Annotated in this window: 18 protein-coding genes and 2 pseudogenes; 4 read left to right on the top strand and 16 right to left on the bottom strand. The window is 47.6% G+C overall.

The genetic code is table 11. The features are described 5' to 3' along the window. Positions 1 to 10: 10 nt before the first annotated feature. From LJD61_RS11315 to LJD61_RS11390, 16 genes and pseudogenes are all read right to left on the bottom strand, one after another. Positions 11 to 4,609: an S-layer homology domain-containing protein gene (locus LJD61_RS11315; protein WP_255227651.1), complete on the bottom strand. Its 4,599-nt coding sequence runs from the start codon at positions 4,607 to 4,609 to the stop codon at positions 11 to 13. A gap of 86 nt (positions 4,610 to 4,695) precedes the next feature. Further along, on the bottom strand, positions 4,696 to 5,274 hold the full coding sequence (locus LJD61_RS11320; RefSeq protein WP_255227652.1) for a hypothetical protein: 579 nt from the start codon (positions 5,272 to 5,274) through the stop codon (positions 4,696 to 4,698). Between the two features lies 1 nt (position 5,275). After that, positions 5,276 to 5,563: a division/cell wall cluster transcriptional repressor MraZ gene (locus LJD61_RS11325; RefSeq protein WP_227020430.1), complete on the bottom strand. Its 288-nt coding sequence runs from the start codon at positions 5,561 to 5,563 to the stop codon at positions 5,276 to 5,278. Beyond that, positions 5,560 to 5,994, bottom strand: a complete 435-nt coding sequence (locus LJD61_RS11330) for an AbrB/MazE/SpoVT family DNA-binding domain-containing protein (protein ID WP_255227653.1) — start codon at positions 5,992 to 5,994, stop codon at positions 5,560 to 5,562. Before LJD61_RS11330 ends, LJD61_RS11325 begins: the two co-directional genes overlap by 4 nt. Positions 5,995 to 6,030: 36 nt before the next feature. Next, positions 6,031 to 6,963: a DNA adenine methylase gene (locus LJD61_RS11335; protein ID WP_255227654.1), complete on the bottom strand. Its 933-nt coding sequence runs from the start codon at positions 6,961 to 6,963 to the stop codon at positions 6,031 to 6,033. A 4-nt stretch (positions 6,964 to 6,967) separates the two neighbouring features. Further along, positions 6,968 to 7,171: a hypothetical protein gene (locus tag LJD61_RS11340; protein WP_255227655.1), complete on the bottom strand. Its 204-nt coding sequence runs from the start codon at positions 7,169 to 7,171 to the stop codon at positions 6,968 to 6,970. A 143-nt stretch (positions 7,172 to 7,314) separates the two neighbouring features. Beyond that, the gene (locus tag LJD61_RS11345) at positions 7,315 to 7,641 is read right to left on the bottom strand and encodes a hypothetical protein (RefSeq protein ID WP_255227656.1); all 327 of its coding nucleotides are present in this window, start codon (positions 7,639 to 7,641) and stop codon (positions 7,315 to 7,317) included. Position 7,642: 1 nt separating this feature from the next. Next, positions 7,643 to 8,152 (bottom strand): hypothetical protein, encoded by a 510-nt coding sequence (locus tag LJD61_RS11350; RefSeq protein ID WP_255227657.1) that lies wholly within the window; start codon positions 8,150 to 8,152, stop codon positions 7,643 to 7,645. Positions 8,153 to 8,339: 187 nt separating this feature from the next. Next, positions 8,340 to 8,840 carry a nucleotidyltransferase domain-containing protein gene (locus tag LJD61_RS11355; protein ID WP_255227658.1) on the bottom strand — a complete coding sequence of 167 codons (501 nt, stop codon included), beginning with the start codon at positions 8,838 to 8,840 and terminating at the stop codon, positions 8,340 to 8,342. An 89-nt stretch (positions 8,841 to 8,929) separates the two neighbouring features. Further along, complete coding sequence (locus tag LJD61_RS11360; RefSeq protein WP_255227659.1) at positions 8,930 to 9,226, bottom strand: hypothetical protein; 297 nt, start codon at positions 9,224 to 9,226, stop codon at positions 8,930 to 8,932. Between the two features lie 120 nt (positions 9,227 to 9,346). Further along, a pseudogene (locus LJD61_RS20775) lies at positions 9,347 to 9,415 on the bottom strand (type II toxin-antitoxin system RelE/ParE family toxin); the annotation flags it as partial. Continuing rightward, positions 9,413 to 9,801 (bottom strand): annotated as a pseudogene (locus LJD61_RS11370) (GNAT family N-acetyltransferase); the annotation flags it as partial. The pseudogenes LJD61_RS11370 and LJD61_RS20775, both read right to left, overlap by 3 nt. A 467-nt stretch (positions 9,802 to 10,268) precedes the next feature. Then, a complete protein-coding gene (locus LJD61_RS11375) occupies positions 10,269 to 11,123 on the bottom strand; it encodes an AraC family transcriptional regulator (protein WP_255227660.1) in 855 nt (284 codons plus the stop codon). A gap of 181 nt (positions 11,124 to 11,304) precedes the next feature. Further along, positions 11,305 to 12,006, bottom strand: coding sequence for a (Fe-S)-binding protein (locus LJD61_RS11380; RefSeq protein WP_255227661.1), 702 nt, complete (start codon positions 12,004 to 12,006; stop codon positions 11,305 to 11,307). Next, on the bottom strand, positions 12,007 to 12,483 hold the full coding sequence (locus LJD61_RS11385) for a methylated-DNA--[protein]-cysteine S-methyltransferase (RefSeq protein ID WP_255227662.1): 477 nt from the start codon (positions 12,481 to 12,483) through the stop codon (positions 12,007 to 12,009). After that, a complete protein-coding gene (locus tag LJD61_RS11390) occupies positions 12,480 to 13,028 on the bottom strand; it encodes a bifunctional transcriptional activator/DNA repair enzyme AdaA (protein ID WP_255227663.1) in 549 nt (182 codons plus the stop codon). Before LJD61_RS11390 ends, LJD61_RS11385 begins: the two co-directional genes overlap by 4 nt. Before the next feature lie 362 nt (positions 13,029 to 13,390). Here LJD61_RS11390 and LJD61_RS11395 point away from each other — a divergent pair, with 362 nt between their 5' ends. From LJD61_RS11395 to LJD61_RS11410, 4 genes are all read left to right on the top strand, one after another. Next, positions 13,391 to 14,347: a GTP pyrophosphokinase gene (locus LJD61_RS11395; protein ID WP_255227664.1), complete on the top strand. Its 957-nt coding sequence runs from the start codon at positions 13,391 to 13,393 to the stop codon at positions 14,345 to 14,347. Position 14,348: 1 nt separating this feature from the next. Beyond that, on the top strand, positions 14,349 to 15,590 hold the full coding sequence (locus tag LJD61_RS11400; protein WP_255227665.1) for a glycosyltransferase family 4 protein: 1,242 nt from the start codon (positions 14,349 to 14,351) through the stop codon (positions 15,588 to 15,590). A gap of 383 nt (positions 15,591 to 15,973) precedes the next feature. After that, positions 15,974 to 16,618 (top strand): PHP-associated domain-containing protein, encoded by a 645-nt coding sequence (locus LJD61_RS11405; protein WP_255227666.1) that lies wholly within the window; start codon positions 15,974 to 15,976, stop codon positions 16,616 to 16,618. A 192-nt stretch (positions 16,619 to 16,810) separates the two neighbouring features. Continuing rightward, positions 16,811 to 18,061: a BaiN/RdsA family NAD(P)/FAD-dependent oxidoreductase gene (locus LJD61_RS11410; RefSeq protein ID WP_255227667.1), complete on the top strand. Its 1,251-nt coding sequence runs from the start codon at positions 16,811 to 16,813 to the stop codon at positions 18,059 to 18,061. The last annotated feature ends 41 nt before the right edge of the window (positions 18,062 to 18,102 follow it).

Here is an 18,102-nt window from a genome sequence, read left to right on the forward strand (position 1 = left end):
GATTGCCGTGTTACTCAAAATAGAAGTTAACGGAGTAAGTGATATTGCTCTTGTTGTACATGCAATCGTGGTTGGTGTAATAGTAAAACTCCAGCTGACTGTAGATGCCTGGCGACAAGCTGCGGCTGAAGGTGATGCCGTTGGTAGTTGTTGCGTAGTCAAGCTGATCCCACTGTCCGGTCAGTACGTTATAGCCGCGAACACGTCCAAAGTCGTTGCCGCTGTGACCTGAAACAGGAGGAACAGTGAAGGTGTAATTTGTAATGGTTGCGCCCGCGATGCCCTGCTCCAGAATGACGGATTCCGGTCCGCTCAGCGTCATGCCGCCGCCTCTGTTGGGGTCGGCAATAAAGAACACGATTGCAGCCCAAGGCGATTCAGCGCCGGTGGAGTCCACAGCCTTCACACGCACCACATTTTTGCCAAGCGGATAATTGGTGCTGGTCTGTGCCGGGCGGCCTTCCCATACATAGGTGATGGCGTCACCGTCAGCATCAGAGCTTGAGGCTGTGATGGTAATCGGTACGCCGGGAGCGATGCTGTTACCGTCAGGAGTGCGGGTAATCACCGGAGTTGTGGGAGCAGAGTTTGTTACTGTGAAGGTGATGGCCGTCCAATCGGAGTACAGCCCCCAGACGTCTCTTGCTCTGACATAAACGGTGCTTGTGCCAACAGGATAGTAGCTGTCCGCTGTATTTCCTGAATACTCAAGCGTTACAGCGTCGCCATCAGGATCGGTAGCCGAAGCTGAGATGTTCACCAACAGCTTGCCGTTTTGCGCCGTTCTGGTAACCGTTGCACTGCCAGTAGGTTTGTTCGGTGCAGTATTGGTAATGGTGATGCTCTGCGAATAGGTGAATACTCTGCCTGTGCTGTCGGTAGTGCTTGCGGCCAGAACATAACTGCCAGGTGCATTAATGGCAATGGTGCCGCCGCTGTTTGACAAAGATCCTGAATAGCTTGCAGGAGTGCCGTCCTTTGTCAGTGACCATGTGAGGGTTCTGCCCTCCAGTCCGGATGTGGATGGCAAGGATACATTGAAATTCCCGCCGATATGCACGGAGGACGGGATGGTGAACGGGAAGCTGGCAATCGGCTTGACCGTTGCGGTATTGGTCGTAAATGTGAATTTTCTGCCGTTTACGTCCGTTGCTTCCGCAATCAACTTCACAGCAATGGTTTTATCCGTGCTGATGGTAAGACTGCCCCCTCCTGTGCCGACAGAGCCTGTGGCATATTGGGTATAGGGCTTGGCCTGACCGCCATCCACAGAAATAAGCCAATCGATGCCTGTTCCGTTAAGCTCTGAGCCGGAGGCGGTGACAGCAATAGGGTCGCCGCTGTAGCTGAGTGCCGTGAGTCCGAGGGTGATCGACGGGATAGGATATACAGTGAAGCTTTGGCTCTTGGTGAAGGTGCGACCGGTGACGTCTGTCAGAGTGAGCGTCAGCTCATACTGACCTTTTGCCGGGAAGGTGATTGTACCGCCCACTTTAGACAGGGTTCCGTTGACATAGGTTGAATATGGCTTTACGTCGCCGCTGTCCTTACTAATCGTCCAGCTTGCGGTGAGGTTCTCCAAATCAGTGCCGCTGACACTGACCGTTCCTGCTTCCCAAACGTACCAGGGCTGTGTGCTGCTTAAAGAAACAGACGGAATGGGATAGACAGTAAAGCTGCGGCTTTCGGTGAAGGGACGGCCGTTAACATCTGTCATTGTAAGGATCAGCTGATACTGTCCTTTTGACGGGAAGGTAATTGTGCCGCCAGACTTGGCCAAGTCGCCGGAAGCGTAAGCATAATATGGCTTCGCTTCGCCAGCTCCCTGCCTGACTGTCCAGCTTGCAGTAAGGTTCTCCAAATCCGTACCGCTGACTCCGACTGTTCCGGCTTCTCCGGCGTGCCAGGTCTGCGGGATGCTCAGTGTCATCGAAGGAATCGGATAGACTGTAAAGCTCTGACTTCTGACGAAGGTGCGGCCGGTTGGGTCTGTCATGGTTAGGGTCAGCTTATACTGCCCCTTTGTAGGGAATGTAATTGTACCGCCCGCTTTTGTGAGCGTGCCGGATGCATAATTCGAATACGGCTCAGCGCCGCCGTCATCCTTTATAACAGTCCAGTCTTCAGTGAGGTTTTCCAGATCCGTGCCAATGACGCTGACCGTTCCGGCTTCCCCGGCGTACCAAATCTGCGGCGCGCTGAGTGAAATGGTCGGGATCGGATAAACCGAGGTAGAGGCACTGTAGGAGAACACTCTGCTCAGCGCGTCCGTCATGGATGCGGTGAGAGTGTAATCCCCGACCTGCGTAAAGCATATTTTGCCGCCGTAAGGGTTCAGGCTTCCCTCCATTATGCCGGAAGGCTCAACCTGCTCGCCGTCCTTGGTAAGTGTCCACTCAACTGGCAGCACATTGTTGTTGCCGCGTGTTCTCAAGTCGATGGTGCGGTCGGTGTGAGTCGCTTCAGGAAGCTCGAAGGAAATATTAAGCACAGGCAGGACTTCAATTTTGCCGCCGTTCTCAAACAGGAACACCCGCCCCGTTTCATCGGTGATGCGGGCAATCAGCTCATAGGTTCCGGCATGCTTGAAGCGGATAGCGCCGCCGGTGTTATCCAGCGTTCCGCTGACATAAGTCCCAAAATCCTGGAATCCGAAGCCGTTCTCCAACAGCCACTCGACCTTCAGGCTGCCAAGCTCAGAGCTTTCCGGAACCACGTTGACGACGGTGTCGGTATGGGCAGTTTCCGGCAGAGTATATGAAATGCTGGGAACGGGGTACACCTTGACCGGCGCTGTGTAGCTGTAGCTTCTGCCAGCCGGGTCGGTGAAAGAGGCTTTCAGGACATATTCGCCTTTATTTATAAAGCGGATGGAGCCGCCCGCATTTGTCAGCTCGCCCTGAACCGCATCGGCAAGGTCAACAGCTTCTCCGTCCCTGGTCAGCGACCACTGGATTGCGGCGGCGCCGAGGTTTTCAAAGCGGGCTTCCACATGGATTGCTTCGTCGGTATGGGTAATCTCCGGCGCATAAAATCCGATGGAGCCTACCGGATAGATGGTGATGGTCTGGGAGGCTTCAAAGGCTCTGCCGATTTCATCAGTGAGCGTTCCGGTGAGCATATACACGCCCTTATCCTTAAAGCGGAGCGTACCTCCCTCGTTGACCAGCGTACCTTCAACCGCATCCGCAAGGGCGATGGCCTCACCATTTTTGGTAAGGCTCCAGTCGACATTCAGACCGTCAGCCTCCTTCAGAGTCGTTACCACATTAAGAGTTGTATCAGTGTGGGATGCAGCTGGAAACGAAAAAGCGATTTCCGCTACAGAATAGACCTTTGAGTTTTCACTGTGAGTGAACGCCCTCCCTGTTTCATCGGTGATGGACGCTGTGAGCGTATATTCACCCTTGTTCCTGAACACAAAGGTACCGCCTTCGTTTCCAAGCTCGCCGTCCAGAATGTCAGTCGGCTGGACTGATTCGCCGTCCTTTGTCGCCGACCACACGATATCGTGACCGTAGAGCTTTTCCAAGGGGAAGGCAAGCGTTACCGATTTGTCGGTATGGGTGGTATCCGGCAGGTCAAAGCTCAGGTCGATGACTGGATATACTGTAATCTGTTTGGACAGCACCGTTTCTTTTCCTCTGGCGTTTTTAGCTGTGGCGGTCAGGGTATACTGTCCGTCCTCCTTGAACTGAATGGCGCCGCCCTCCAAGCCAAGGGAACCGTTAACAGCATACTCCAGCTCCACAGGCTGTTGGAAGCCGTCCACGGCGGTTTTGGTCAGCGACCAGGTATAGCTTTTCATGTATTTCCACACGGGCATGACCTTTATCTCGCTGTCAGTATGAGCCGTTTCGGGAAGCTCAAAGCGTACCTGCGCGTCCGGATAATAATATCCGCCGCCTCCCGAACCTCCTGAACCGCCGCTCGTATTTCCCGGTGTTGGTGTGGGAGTCGGAGTCGGCTGATTTTCATCCGGATTTGTCGGAGTGGGTGTGGGCTGCTCGGTGGTACCCGGCGTTGGACTCGGAGTAGTTGTGTCCGGCTCTGTCGGCTTCGGAGTGACCTTGTCAATCATATCCTCGGCGTCGCCCTTGGTAACAGGATCATTTGGACGGATTTTGTTGCCATCCGTATCCCCGATGATTCCGTCCTCACGGCCGGTGATGACATATCCCTTGTCATCATCCTTGATGTCCGACTGGTCATCATAACCGCTGTGCCCCTGTGTATTTTTAGCTTCCTCATCCTTATCCTCCGCTCTCACAAGCATCTTGACAATTTCCGCGCGGGTGATGGGATCGTCAGGATGGAAGCCGTCATGGTAATCGGCTGGATCAATGATTCCTGCGTCAATCAGCGCCTCAATGTACTTTTCCGACCAATGGCCGTCGATGTCTGAGAAGCTGGGCGGCTCTTTTTCCGTATTTGTGGTATCCAGTTGCATGTCCTTTGCCATAATGGCTGCGTACTCTCCGCGTGTGATGATGTCATCCTGCCCGATAAAGCTCTCCGGATGCATGCGATATGCCGTATAAATGCCGCCGCATATCAGAAGAAGCAGAGCAAGGGCAATAATGACAATGCGCTTTCCTTTCTTTTTCATGGGTTTTCTCAATCCTTTCTTTTAAATTTGACAATGAAAAAGCCGGAACCATTTTTTCTGATTCCGGCCTCAAGTCCTTATTTGTTTCATAGCTTCATCTCCATGCCGCCTTGCTCCGGCTGTTCCTTCTGCAAGGCTTCCGGCAATGAGTGGACAACCTTTCCGTCAAGCATTTCAAATACGCAGAAGTCATCCCTATCACAGATCATAACCCTGTGCTGGTAGTCCTTCTGCATTTCGATGTAGTCCTGCACCTCCTTGATGCTGCACAGCCACACGCCGGAGGTATATCTGCCGTCCGGCAAAAAACAATAGCCGCTGTACTGCGGCTCATGACTTTTCAGATCCAAGGCTTCAGTAGGACGGATTTGTGAAAGCTGTAGACGGACATGGTCGGTAAGGATTTCCGGCTTAGCGACGCCAAGTATGTCGCTCCGGTTCCACCGAACCTGCTCTCCGTCAGCAAGGGAAACGGCAAAGACAGATCTGCCACTGGGATTTGGATTGCTGCCGAAGCCTCCGGTGCAGAAGTACATCTGATGTTTGGCGCTGCGGAATCCCTCCGACAGCGTTGAGGGACTAAGGACAATGACCTTGCCGCCTATTGGCATACCGTATCCGGTTTGTATGCAGTCCTCCTGTGTAAATAATTCTTTCTCAGTCAACTCAGATCGGCTCCTTTCTTTTTTCGATGATATCCAGCAGCCTTGCCGCTATGGATATAAGCGTATCCTCCGGCATATCACGGATGGCGGCACGGACGAACGCCTCTACCGCCTCCGGCGACTGGTCGCCGATTTCAATGAGGTCAACCTTTTTAGCGGTGACGACGCCCTTCTGGACGCCAAGCCTCACAATGTCGCCATGCTCCATTTCAGCAGCGGCTCGGAGTGCCTTTGGAATCAGGACGCGGCCTTTTTCGTCAAGTATTTTGTAAATGGGCTTTGCTTTCATACGAAGTAACCCTCCTTTCTCATAACCTCCCGAACCGTGTCGGGGTTGATGCCGAGTGTAGCGAACAGCTCGTGAAGCTCATCCGGCAGATTATCCAGAATATCCGCTTCCAATATAACGATGGCTCCCGGCGCACAGACAATTTCTAGAGCGCTTGCTTCCGAAATCTCAGCCGCTTCCAGAAGCAAGTCGGGAAGGGTCAGGGAAATCTCCACGTCATCTTCTTTGCAATCACACAACGGCTCATCTGCTTCAGGCGCATTGGGGGTAAGGACAAGCTGCGGACAGGTATTTTCAGCAGCCTCATCATCTACAGCGAGAGTGACATTCACCTCATCGCCCGGCTTCAGCCCTGCGGCGTCGAGCGCCCCTGTTTGCAGGGTGATACGACCGTGCTTATCCACGGACGTAACCATTTTAAATAGCTTCATAATATTAATCCTCCTGAAAAATATGATTTGATTTTGTTATGGCATGCCGAAAAAACCGTCGACGTCGAATAAGCCCATTTGCAAAGGCATATCCCGCATGCGCTCGCCGGTATCGTAGTTGGAGATCAGCACCTCGGCATATTCACAGCCGTTGTCATAACGTTGCGCGAGGTTGTTGATTCGGCTGACCGCTTCGATATTGAAGTCTTTATACAACTCCCGAATGAATTCGCAGTCGTTGTAGCTGACCATCCATTTGCCCAGACAGGATGCCAAGGTATCTCTCAGACGGTAGTGATCCTCTTTTCTGAACACCACCTCGTAGTGTCCCTCCGTTTGATAATATGGGGGGTCGCAGTAAATGAAAGCGTGTTCTCGGTCGTACTGCTTTATCAGAGCTTCAAAGTCCTTGTTCTCAATGACTGTGTCCTTGAGCCTCCGGCTTGCCTGCCAAATGAGGTCAAAGGTTTTACGGATATCGAAGGGCTGACATCCATAACTGGTGCAGCCGCTTCCGTAGCTTAATCGGATGAGCTTGTAAAAGGCTGCGGCGCGTTTCACATCGTTCATCTGCGCTTTTTCTAAAAGGATGGGCTTAATTTCTTCAAACTGAAGCTCAGTGAGATGCTTCTGCGCTATCTCCAATTCCTCATGCAGATACTCGTTTGTGAATTCCTCCTTCTCCAGGAATTTTCTCAGGACATTGAATTCGTCCCGCCCATTAAGAGGAAGAAAGCCAAGCTCTTTTAGCAAAGCCAGGGGTCTGTCACGGATACAGGTGAACATATTGGCAAGGTCGGAGTTAAAATCGTTATATACCTCCATAACGGTGCTTGTCCTTCGACCGAATAACACCCAACCGCCTCCGCCAAATACCTCGATGTACCTGCCGAATTCCTTCGGCAGCCTCTGATAAATCAGATCCCGCAGAGACTTTTTACCGCCCACCCAGCTGATGGGACTGTTCATTGCATCACCTCCCTCGGCTGCGGGAGCTAATCCTTTCAACCTCGGTTCTCAGACAGGAGCCGTCAGGACTCCAGCAGATGAAGCCGACGCCGGGATATGGGCAGCCATCACACCGGGTGGTATCTTTGGGCGGGGGGACAGTAAACTTTTTAGGCAGACCGGTTTCTCCCGCATTTGCTTTTGCTTCTGTGCTTAAATCATTGTTCATGGTTCAGCTCCTTTCTCGGAAAAACAAAAAAGGCGCTGCCTTTTTTGTAAAGACGGCGCCCTCTCGTTCATTTATTTAGTTGTTTGGCTCACAGTTTGGAAATAAAAATAGCGCCCTTCAGCTTCAAGAGAAACTAAAGAGCGCTACATATTCATCTGCATTCCCTGGTCGGGGTATAGGATAGCGAAGCTTTTCGTCTGCAGATGCGTGACCGCCTCGCTCAATAAAAATTCGTGATTGGCCTTAAGCCAATTGAGATCCTCGGCTGTGGCGTCCTCCGGCTTACCTTCACCATAATAGTAAGATTTGACCGTCGCCGTTATATATTCTGATTCACCGAAGTCCTCGACTAGCTCTTTATATAACTGGGACTTTTGAATGTCCTCCGCTTCGGGGATACCACTCATGAGGCCGACTGCACTGATGCCGGTGTTGGTTTCCAGACCAATGATGGAGAACACCTTGCTCATTTTACATTCCTCCCATCACCGGACCGCCGTATCCAGCATCAGGCGAGCTGTTTTTCATCTCCTGCTCCTGCTTCATGGAGTAATTTTCGCTGTCCCAAAAGCTGACATAGATTTCTCCATCCGGCGTTTTGATGGGACGCTGCTCAAATCCTTCCCCATAACCATCAGAGTTCTGACCGCACACATAGTCCATAAGCGCAGCGGTTTCTTCTCCGGTGAGAGTCTCCTTCAGTCCTGCAGTCATGACTCCCCACAGCTCGCCATCAACAACCTCCACTGTCGGGTAGAGACTATGCACCTTTTCTTTAAGAGCTTCGTCGTGAATGTACTCGGCAAGACCTCGGTCATTTTCAAAGTGCCGGTTCTCCTTTGCTATGGCAGCGAGGATTTGATCCTCATATGCCACCGCATCCCTGGACGAGATATCCTCCCGCTCATCCTCCGAGCAGTCATACTGAGGGTAGCTGAAAATCTTCAGAGGGAAAAAGATACGCATTGTTTCGTTTGCCATTTTGATTTCCTCCATTCGTTTTAGTATGAGTCCCTAAAAAAGGGCATAAAAAAAGCGGGGGTATCTTCGTTAGAAAATACTCCCGCAAATTTTCAGGAATCTTATATTTAATTAAATAAAAATAAATTGGAATTTAGCAGCTTTTAGTTATGTCATAATTTCAACAACCTGGAATTTGATAATTTTTCTACTCTTTGCAATGGGATAATTTTTCTATGATATCCATATCATGTTTATCAACTTCACGCAGTTCATAACCAGTATGAAACAACTTTTGCCCCTTAGCTGATATGCATGGTACACTCCTTCCGTTAAAAACAGCACTTCCAAAAATGTCAGCTTCAAACTCATACCAGCCGCCTTCCAAATCGGCTTGTTTTGCTGTGCCATCATTATTAAGAACGAATGGATGGATATCTACATAACTTAACTGTGAATGATACAGTTCTACTCGAACAGGGCTCCAATCTAAAACTACTTCATATCCATTTTCTTTCAAAACACGTAGTAGTTCATCTGTATATTGAGAATCGAAATCTATATCTATATCACGGTGTTCTCTTGTTTGTTTACCAGCCAGTACATCAACGCCCCAACCACCGTCCAACCAGTAACGGATTCTCGTATTATCTAATAAATCTAAGACTTTTAACAAATCGTCTTGTGTTGCTATCTCTTTCTTTTTCATGATTACCTCGCTCTTTCAAGTTTCAGTTTAGTGACTTTGCAAAATATAAATAATCTTTGCTCAAAGGCTACTTGATAAATTCCTGTTTGTCAGCCTGGATATGCGGAATCAAAATAAACATTAAATGGCAACCAACGATAGTAGACACCAATGTTTCGTGTTTCGCCACTTGGATTTTCTTTCTTATAATAATACGCAAAATAGCAGTCATGGGCTGGTGAATATTCTACATCTTTGAGCTTATAATCGTTGCCATCTTCTTGCTTTGATATATAACTTCCTGTAACGATTTTGACAACCTGTTTTGGCAGAAAGTCGGAAAACCACGATAAAACAAATGCAACGACAGTTATAATGATGATTCGTCCTTTTAGATTAGATTTCATACACTATCCCCTTTCAAATTTCTGTTAATCTACATGTTAGTATTAATAATTTTACTTCACCAGCTATCCATGAACCTGTCTGCAATCTACGATATAGTCAACATACACCGTCTGATCCTAGATCTGATACAGAATTAAATACCATTTCTCAACAAACATCTTATGATACTTGTTCAGCGGTATAAATTTAAATATCGGATGGTCATAGTTGTCAGTAAAAAGTTTATCATTCATGACTCTCTAAAACCGCACTTCTGATAAAAATCAAGAGCGGAAAGACTGTCACCAATTCCGACAAGCATAGCTTTACAATCAGTGTAATAGGAGAACAGAAGTTCTATCAAGCTTTTTCCATAGCCTTTTCGCTGACAATCAGGCTTAACTGCAATATTTTTAAGCTCATAAATGCCGTCTGTCTCTTTAGTAACCACGCATTCAGCTTTTACCTCATTGTCATCCAAAATATGCATTTTGCCACGTTCGAGGTATTTATCTATCATATTTTCCTGTTCATCTGCCAGGAACAGCAGGTCGATATATTCTTTTTTTGTTCCTGAAACTTTTATGATAGCCATAAACATATACCTCTAAATTCCTGTTTGTTTATATGTTCTATATTTAACATTTTATTGTCAAGCTATGGGAAATTCAAGCATGAACTCTGAAATACCGAATGTCATCTATGAAACGCCCCAAAAAGCAGGGTCAAAAAATGCAGTTTTTGACCCTGTTTTTTGCTCATTTTTAGCTCCAAAACCACTACATGTAGTGGTATACCTGCCTCATTTTCCCTTAGAACCACTATTCGTCATCATTATTACGCACTCAACGTGTGCCATTCTAGGGAGCATGTCAACAACAATGATGAAGGTTGAAACTAACAAGCATGGGTTAGCTGGCATTCTTTTGTTATAACACAAAAAAACCATACATTTCTATACAGGCCTTTTGCTCAATTAAATTTTATATCAAGTGTCCGATCTATTAATATTGTAAGGTATAATAAAACCACAAGGTTTTGGGGCAACACCCCTATTTTTCTTTATTCCCCCTTTTTGACAATGGGAATCCATACTTCGTACTTGGTGTTCTCTGGGTTAGGGTCAAGGTAAACCTCAACATCCGGGCCGTTGGCATATTCGTAACCGGAGGTTGGCAGCCATTCGGTAACAATGCGCCGCTCCAATTCCTGAATGGAAACCCCGGTGCCCTGCCCGCTGAAAATAGCCCATGTAAACGCAGGGACGGTGTATTCTTCGAACTCTCCAGCTTCGGCTGTGCTGGCAGCAGCTATGTAATACCGCCAGTTTTCAGCTGTATCACTGCAGGCACTGACTCCCAGAATGCCCATAGGCTGGCTGTTCATTTTTTCACACAGCTTCGGGATAGTGCCGTCCTGTGCAGCCTTTCCCCAAAACAGGGGCACCGTTTCAAAGTTCTTTTCAATCTCAGCTTCCAGAGGGGTGCTGATACCCACAATGCGAAATGCATCCTTTTTCTCGATCCTGTAATCCATTTGTACCGCTCCTTTGATCATAATCTGAAAGCTGATGGGCGGGAAGGATTTGAGGGTTCGGCCCTCTTCCTTGGCCTGCGACGGCGGAAAGCCATGCACGCTTTGAAACGCACGATTGAACGCAGTGGGCGAGTCATAGCCGTACTTTGCTGCGATATTGATGATCTTTTCCTCGCCGCTTTGTAAATCCACAGCAGCGCGGCTCATCTTTCTGCGGCGGATATACTCGGACAGGGGCATCCCCGCCATGTAGCCGAACATCCGCTGAAAGTGATAGGAAGAACAGCAAGCCAGCCGGCCCAGCTGCTCGTAGTCAATATCATTAGTGAGATTTTCCTCAATATACCCAATGGCGGTGTTCAGTCTTGTAATCCATTCCATTTACATCAGCTCCTTAAATTATGATAGTGGTTTTAGATATGATTGTCCTCTCAATGACTGCACCAAAAAGAGAGCTTGGCGTACAGGCGCCGTTCTCCAAAAGAAGAATTGCGTTTCCGCCGGCTAAATGTGGTGTCACTGAAAGCAGCGGTTTGACTGCCGCTATAATTAATCAATCTGATTAGTGCTCATCGATGTACTTATTCAGCGTGTCGTGGTACACATCGATTCTCGTTTCCTGTGGTTCAGTTTCTTCATTTAAGACAAGATCAGCCATGTGATGGGGCACTTTCCCACCGATAGCCATGGATTTAATGCAGGATACACAATAGACCACAACATCCTGGCAAGGCATCTGGGCAGCACGCTTTTTTTGCAGCTCTGTAACTTTTCCGATCGAAAGCTGCGGATAGAAATTATCGCCACAGCAGATGGACCTTGTTCCGCTGTATTTGGACTCGATGATTTCCATATTCATTTTCCGCAAAATCCTTCTGACTGCAGCATGTACCTGGGGCTTTGGCCGGTATGAGCAAGAGTCTTGCACCGAGACCGTCAGTCCGGTATGATCCGGCAGAGGTAGATTTTCGATGCTGTCCAATACTTCCCATAGTGAGATAGTCTTTATTCCTTCATATAAGGAACGGAATCTTCTGTCGCAGCCTGCGCAGTTATTTATGATGGTAGAGCCATGGGGCAGCTTAGGATCGTGATGACAGCAAATGCTGTGCAGCTGCACCGGCCCGAAGTGTTTGTTCAGCATATTCAGTAACTTTTGCCCGGATTCAGGTTTGTAGATACTTAGTGCGCAGCCGGGGTTAAAATAGCATGTCCCCATATCAATGTCAGAAATTTTAATACTTGGAATCCTAATACCGCTCATTTACTGCCCCTCCTTGTATGCCGCTTGGCTCCGCTCAAGCTCCAGCAGGGCTTTTTTCATATCAAGGCCGCCTGCGTAACCGGTGAGAGCGCCGTTTGTTCCGATTACCCGATGGCATGGAACGGCGAGCATCATCGGGTTTTTATTGTTCGCCATGCCCACTGCGCGGCTTGCTTTAGGATTGCCGACCTCTGCCGCTATTTGTTTATATGTGCGGGTTTCACCATAAGGAATCTTACAAAGCTCATTCCACACTTTTTTCTGAAACTCCGTGCCATGAAGCTCGTATGGGAAGTCGAATATCTTGCGCGTGCCTTTGAGATATGCGCGTATCTGTTCAAAAGCCAGATCGGAAAGCGCAGAAGGCTCGTTGTCGGCATCGATTTGCTCCGCTTGCTTCAACAAAACGATTGCCCTATCGGTGTATCCGATCTTCAAAATTCCAAATTCAAAATCATAGAAAGCGTGCTTGCTCATTCTCTGTGCTCCTTTCTGTATGCAGCAGGGGATAACCCTGTACTGTTTTTGAAAAAGCGATAAAACGATGATAGACCGCCAAATCCTATGGAATATGCGATGTCAATGATCTCGTCATTGGTATCTGAAAGCAGCCGTTTTGCTTCCGCCAAACGGAGATTGCCCACATATTCAGACAGCGTAACGCCGTATTCGTCCTTAAAGATTTCAACCATGCGGCGCTGGGACACCCCCAGATGCCGCAGCTCCTGATTCAGTCCACATCTCTTGCGAAAGGAGTCCTCCAGCAGCCGTTTTGCCCTTTCTGCAATTTCTTTGATTGGCTGATAATCTAAAAGGTCGCTTCTGCATCGCTTGCAGGGACGAAAGCCGGCGGCTCTCGCTTGCTCCGCAGTATCAAAAAAACAAATATTTTCACGTCTCGGTATTTTTGATTTGCAGGAGGGACGGCAATAAATTCCGGTGGACCTGACCGCATAGAAAAAGATACCGTCATAGGATGCATCATTTTCGGATACTGCTTTCCACATTTCTTCCTGTGTCATTTTTTTGCCGCCTCCTTTTTCTTTTTTGGTTCATAGTCCTGTATTTCCGGAACCGCACCTCCCGCTAAGCCTTTGCCATAGGATCATTTGTGCACTGGTGGGGATCTGCTGCCCGATACTGCAATTATAGCATAGGCATAGGCGACTTTCTTCTCAATTTTGGATATTCAATTTGGGAGGTAAATATGGCATCATCTTTATGCCAAAGCTTGAGTTTTAGAGGAAGGCTCCTTCATTTACCTTCTTTCTATTTTGTCTTGCTCTTTTAAATTTTCGCATAAAATATCAACTTGATTACAATAATGCTATAATGATATTAGGGTAAAACCTATAACAGGGCAATTATTTAGTGAGGTGTATATATGGAAGTTTTAAGCCGGTTTCTTAATCAATATATAAGGGATATTGATTATTATGAAGGTGCTTCAAAGCTTTGCGCTCAAGTATGCGAGAACGAGCTGGAAACGGCCGGTATCAGAGCTATCGTAACCTATAGAGCAAAAAGGCCGGATAAGCTCAAGGATAAGCTGATCAAAAGAAACGAGAAGAACAAATATAAAAATATTGAAGAGATTTATGAGGATATAGTTGATCTGGCGGGGGTGAGAATCGCTTTATATTTCCCGGGAGATAAGGAAGAGGTAGAGAAGTTTGTTAAGAGCAGTTTTGATGTCGTTGAGATCAAAGAGTTCCCCCAGGATTTAGAACCCAATGGAGGTTCAGGCATATACAAAAAGGTTTTTTCCGGCTATCACGCCACCCACTATAGAGTTAAGCTGAAGCCGCAGCATTATAAAGAGGACAATAGCTATTCGGATGCTTTGATCGAGATTCAGATAGCTACCGTACTCATGCACGCCTGGGCTGAGGTAGAGCATGATCTGGTATATAAACCTCTGAGCGGAAAGCTCTCAAGAGATGAATATGAAATCCTGGATGAACTGAACGGCATGATACTTTCCGGAGAAATCGCCTTAAAGAGACTTCAAAAGGCTTTCAACGAAAGGGTAAGCAGGCAAGCCGTGCCATTTTCCAATCATTATGAACTGGCATCCTTTCTTTACAATAGGGTGCAGGAGCTCATGGGTGCAGAAGAGGAAGAAATAGTCATGGGCAGGGCCGATATATTGTTCAATTTCTTGAAACAGGCAGGTATGGACAGACCCGAGGATATAAATAAATATATAGAGAACATGCCTCATAATTTTAAAAGTACAAATATAGTGCAGCAATTGGTAGAGCAGATTTTGAGTGAAAAGCCTACCTTACTGGACGATTATCAGAAGGGCAAGGATTTAACGGGCCGGATGAGGGTTTGATATGAGAATACTTCATATAATTTCACAAAAACCCGGCGAGACGGGAAGCGGAATATTTGCTGAAAGCTTGCTGAGGATAGGCGGTATGAAAGGCTATGAACAAGCATTGATTGCCGGTGTATCTTTAAAGGATAAGAAACGGGATATTGCCGGTCTTTCGGATGAAGCTTTTTATAAGGTGGTATTTGAAACCGAAGAGCTTCCTTTTCCCGTGCCGGGAATGAGCGATGTGATGCCTTATGAAAGCACCAAATATTGCGATATGGATGCGGAGATGCTAAGGAAATGGAAAGCAGCTTTCGGCTCTGTTATTGTTGAAGCTGCCCGCAGCTTCAAGCCTGATATGATCATAGCCCATCATCTATGGATGCTTACCGCTTATGCCAAAGAGCTCCTGCCTGATATTCCTGTCATAGTAATATGCCATGGGACTGATTTGAGGCAATTGGATTGCGCTTCAAAGCATAGGGATTATGTTATCCGTGGGGCGAGAAAGCTGGAAGGAATAATAGCATTGAGCAGCCATCAGCAGGATGTCATTGCCGAAAGGTATGGAGTTCAAAGGGACAGGATAATAGTTGCAGGCGGAGGCTATGACGAAAGCATTTTTTATCCTCCAAAGGTCAAGCCGGCCGCAAAGCCTATAAAGCTCATATATGCCGGCAAGCTCAGCTTTGCCAAAGGGGTGAACTCGCTCATTGAGGCCATGTCTTTGCTGCCTTATGAAGGGGATGAAATAAGCCTCGCACTTGCAGGCTCGGGTGCAGGAGCCCAGGAAAAGGCCATAATGGCTCTGGCGAAAAGCAGCCCTTATCCTGTTGAATTTCTGGGCAAAATAAGCCAGCCTGCATTGGGACAGGCCTATAGGGAATCCCATATATTTGTCCTTCCCTCTTACTATGAAGGGTTGTCTTTGGTGACCATAGAAGCTCTTGCCTCAGGCTTGAGAGTGGTTGCCAACGATTTGCCGGGCATGCAGCAGTGGATGGGTGAGGATATAGTTGGGTCAGGAGCTGTAAGCTTTGTGAAATTGCCCGCTTTGGAAAGCATTGATAAGCCTCTGGAAAGCGAGATGCCCGGTTATGAAAGAAGGTTGGCCTCGGCTTTAAGGCGGCAGATAGATGAGGTGAAAGCCGGGAAGCCCGTACATATAGACATACCGGAGATCATAAAGAGCAGATTTTCATGGGAGGCAGTGTTCAATAAAATTGAAGAAGCTATACGAGTAACATCAGCAAATTAGCTCATGTATATTGCATATAAGATATGTGCTGAGGATATTTCGTTTGCTTTGCCAACAGTTCTCAGCGAAGAGCGAACATAAAAAGCCGTATGGGCGGCATGGACGCCGCCCAAGGCATCCAGGACAGGAGGTCCTTTGGGTGCCGTTAGGCTTTTTATGAGATCAAGCTCTAGAACTGCCAAAGCGAACATCGATATACGAACACATATCATAATGCCAAATAGCAGTAATGCATGCTATAAATAGCTATGAAGCTTATCATAATTTTGGCGCCTATAGATAATCTCTATAGGCGCTTATGTTCTTATAGATATTATCCATTTCATGCCCTTGCTCCATAAAGGCTATAATAGACATAGATAAATTATGCAAGGAGAATGGAAATGCTTATTGACACTCATTTGCACGAAAGCAAATATTCTGGAGACAGCTTTATCACTCTGGAGGAAATAGTATACAGATCAATGGAGATGGGACTTCATGGGGTATGCATTACAGACCATGAGAGCAATAAAATAAAGAAAGAAGCCGAAGTTTTGATGAAAGAAACAGGCTTTCTGATAATCACCGGAGCTGAGATATTAACCTTTGAAGGGGACATGACCGTATTCGGACTGGAGAGGCTTCCGGGAAAAAAGATCCATGCACAGGAATTGACTGATATAGTTGACAAGGCGGGGGGCGTGGCCGTATGCTCTCATCCATACAGGCAGAACAACAGAGGGATGGGAGATCATATAAGGCAGTTGAATCTACTGTGGGGTATAGAAGCCCTAAACGGAAGCACACCGTGGCACCACAACAACAAGGCCTTTGAGCTGGCTATAGAGCTTGGAGTCTCAGCCTTAGGAGGCAGCGATGCCCACCATATGCAGCAGATAGGCAAGTTCGCCACCAAGATGCCGGACTGGGTTAAGGACGAAAGAAGCTTCATCAAAGCAGTAAAGGAAGGTTATACCATACCTGTGGAATATAAAGAGGGAATCTATGAAGTCGTAGACTGCTGCCGCAGCAGGAAGGCAGTTTGAGATTCATATATTACTGCATGAAAGGATAGTATTTCATGCAGTAATATTTTTTTTGCCTGAAAAGCATCATCACATGGCTTTCCTCCAATCTATGCCGGTGCACAGGATATGAGGAGATCGGAAAAGCGGTAAAAAGGGCTCAAAATATCAAAACCGTGATATAATAATATGGATAATATAGACTGACGGGTGATGAATAAATTGAGAATAGTTGTAGTAGGCGGCGGAGCATCGGGAATGCTGGCGGCTATCGTGGCCGCGAGAAACGGAGCTCATGTTTCGGTGGCAGAGCAGCTTCCCAGAGTGGGGAAGAAGTTATTGGCTACGGGGAACGGGAGATGCAATCTGACCAATACTTATATGGATATAGAGAGCTTCCACGGCAGCAAGAGGGCTTTTGCCCATGCTGCCTTAGCTCAGTTTGACCAAAGGGCGGCCATGAACTTTTTTGAGGATCTGGGGATACATTGTGTAGAGGAAGATGGGGGAAAGGTATTCCCGGCTTCAGGCCAGGCTTCCTCCGTGCTGGATGTGCTGAGATATGAGATGGAAAGCCTGGGGGTCCAAGAAATCTGCGATGCCAGGGCAGAGGCTATAAGCCATGGTAAAAAAGGCTTTAATTTAAAATTAAAGGATAAAGATGCAATCAGGGCCGATAAAGTGATCCTGGCTGCCGGGGGCAAGGCCAATCCGGGCTTGGGTTCCAACGGAAGCGGCTATGCTTTGGCCAAGACCTTCGGTCATAGGATAGTTGAGCCGTTTCCCGCATTGGTGAAGCTTAAATTGGAGGCCCCATACCTTAAGGCTTTATCCGGTGCAAAGATTACCGGTGAAGCGGCTGTCGAATCTGAGGGCAGGATACTTAGGCGTGAAAGAGGAGAAATCCTCTTCACGGATTATGGGGTATCCGGGCCTCCGGTGATCCAGCTGAGCCGGTGCACAGGAGAACAGCTCAGAAACGGCAAAAAAGTCAATATCATACTGGATCTGTTTCCCCATATGGCTCTCGATGCCCTTGAATCATTGCTGGAAAGAAGGACATCCCTCAGGCAGGCGAAGCCCTTTGATTTCAGCTTTATAGGCTTGATCAATAAAAGATTTATAAATGTACTTCTTAAGGAAGCGGGAGTGGCCGCTCTTTCGATGCCTTGCGGGGATATATCCAGGGAGCAGGTGAAAGCAGCAGCTCATAAGCTGAAGAGATGGGTCATACCTATTTCCGGCACCCAATCCTGGAGTGAAGCCCAGGTGACTGCAGGAGGGATAGATGTCTCTGACATCGATCCTAAGACTATGGAGTCCAGGCTCCAGCCCGGCCTCTATTTTTCCGGGGAAATAATGGACATCGACGGGGATTGCGGAGGTTTTAACCTGCAGTGGGCCTGGTCATCGGGGTATGCAGCGGGATATAATGCGTCAAAAGACACCGTTTTACAATATTAAAAAGCAATGGTAGAATAAAACTAAAAGATATATCAAAAGAG

This window comes from Lutispora saccharofermentans, from assembly GCF_024363565.1.
Taxonomy (GTDB): Bacteria; Bacillota; Clostridia; order Lutisporales; family Lutisporaceae; genus Lutispora; species Lutispora saccharofermentans.

Coding starts and splice junctions, on each gene's coding strand:
- LJD61_RS11380 (WP_255227661.1), bottom strand. CDS start 12,006: ATGAGCGGTATTAGGATTCCAAGTATTAAAATTTCTGACATTGATATG.
- LJD61_RS11340 (WP_255227655.1), bottom strand. CDS start 7,171: ATGAACAATGATTTAAGCACAGAAGCAAAAGCAAATGCGGGAGAAACC.
- LJD61_RS11395 (WP_255227664.1), top strand. CDS start 13,391: ATGGAAGTTTTAAGCCGGTTTCTTAATCAATATATAAGGGATATTGAT.
- LJD61_RS11375 (WP_255227660.1), bottom strand. CDS start 11,123: ATGGAATGGATTACAAGACTGAACACCGCCATTGGGTATATTGAGGAA.
- LJD61_RS11410 (WP_255227667.1), top strand. CDS start 16,811: ATGAATAAATTGAGAATAGTTGTAGTAGGCGGCGGAGCATCGGGAATG.
- LJD61_RS11315 (WP_255227651.1), bottom strand. CDS start 4,609: ATGAAAAAGAAAGGAAAGCGCATTGTCATTATTGCCCTTGCTCTGCTT.
- LJD61_RS11330 (WP_255227653.1), bottom strand. CDS start 5,994: ATGAAGCTATTTAAAATGGTTACGTCCGTGGATAAGCACGGTCGTATC.
- LJD61_RS11385 (WP_255227662.1), bottom strand. CDS start 12,483: ATGAGCAAGCACGCTTTCTATGATTTTGAATTTGGAATTTTGAAGATC.
- LJD61_RS11345 (WP_255227656.1), bottom strand. CDS start 7,641: ATGAGCAAGGTGTTCTCCATCATTGGTCTGGAAACCAACACCGGCATC.
- LJD61_RS11400 (WP_255227665.1), top strand. CDS start 14,349: ATGAGAATACTTCATATAATTTCACAAAAACCCGGCGAGACGGGAAGC.
- LJD61_RS11325 (WP_227020430.1), bottom strand. CDS start 5,563: ATGAAAGCAAAGCCCATTTACAAAATACTTGACGAAAAAGGCCGCGTC.
- LJD61_RS11350 (WP_255227657.1), bottom strand. CDS start 8,152: ATGGCAAACGAAACAATGCGTATCTTTTTCCCTCTGAAGATTTTCAGC.
- LJD61_RS11405 (WP_255227666.1), top strand. CDS start 15,974: ATGCTTATTGACACTCATTTGCACGAAAGCAAATATTCTGGAGACAGC.
- LJD61_RS11355 (WP_255227658.1), bottom strand. CDS start 8,840: ATGAAAAAGAAAGAGATAGCAACACAAGACGATTTGTTAAAAGTCTTA.
- LJD61_RS11335 (WP_255227654.1), bottom strand. CDS start 6,963: ATGAACAGTCCCATCAGCTGGGTGGGCGGTAAAAAGTCTCTGCGGGAT.
- LJD61_RS11360 (WP_255227659.1), bottom strand. CDS start 9,226: ATGAAATCTAATCTAAAAGGACGAATCATCATTATAACTGTCGTTGCA.
- LJD61_RS11390 (WP_255227663.1), bottom strand. CDS start 13,028: ATGACACAGGAAGAAATGTGGAAAGCAGTATCCGAAAATGATGCATCC.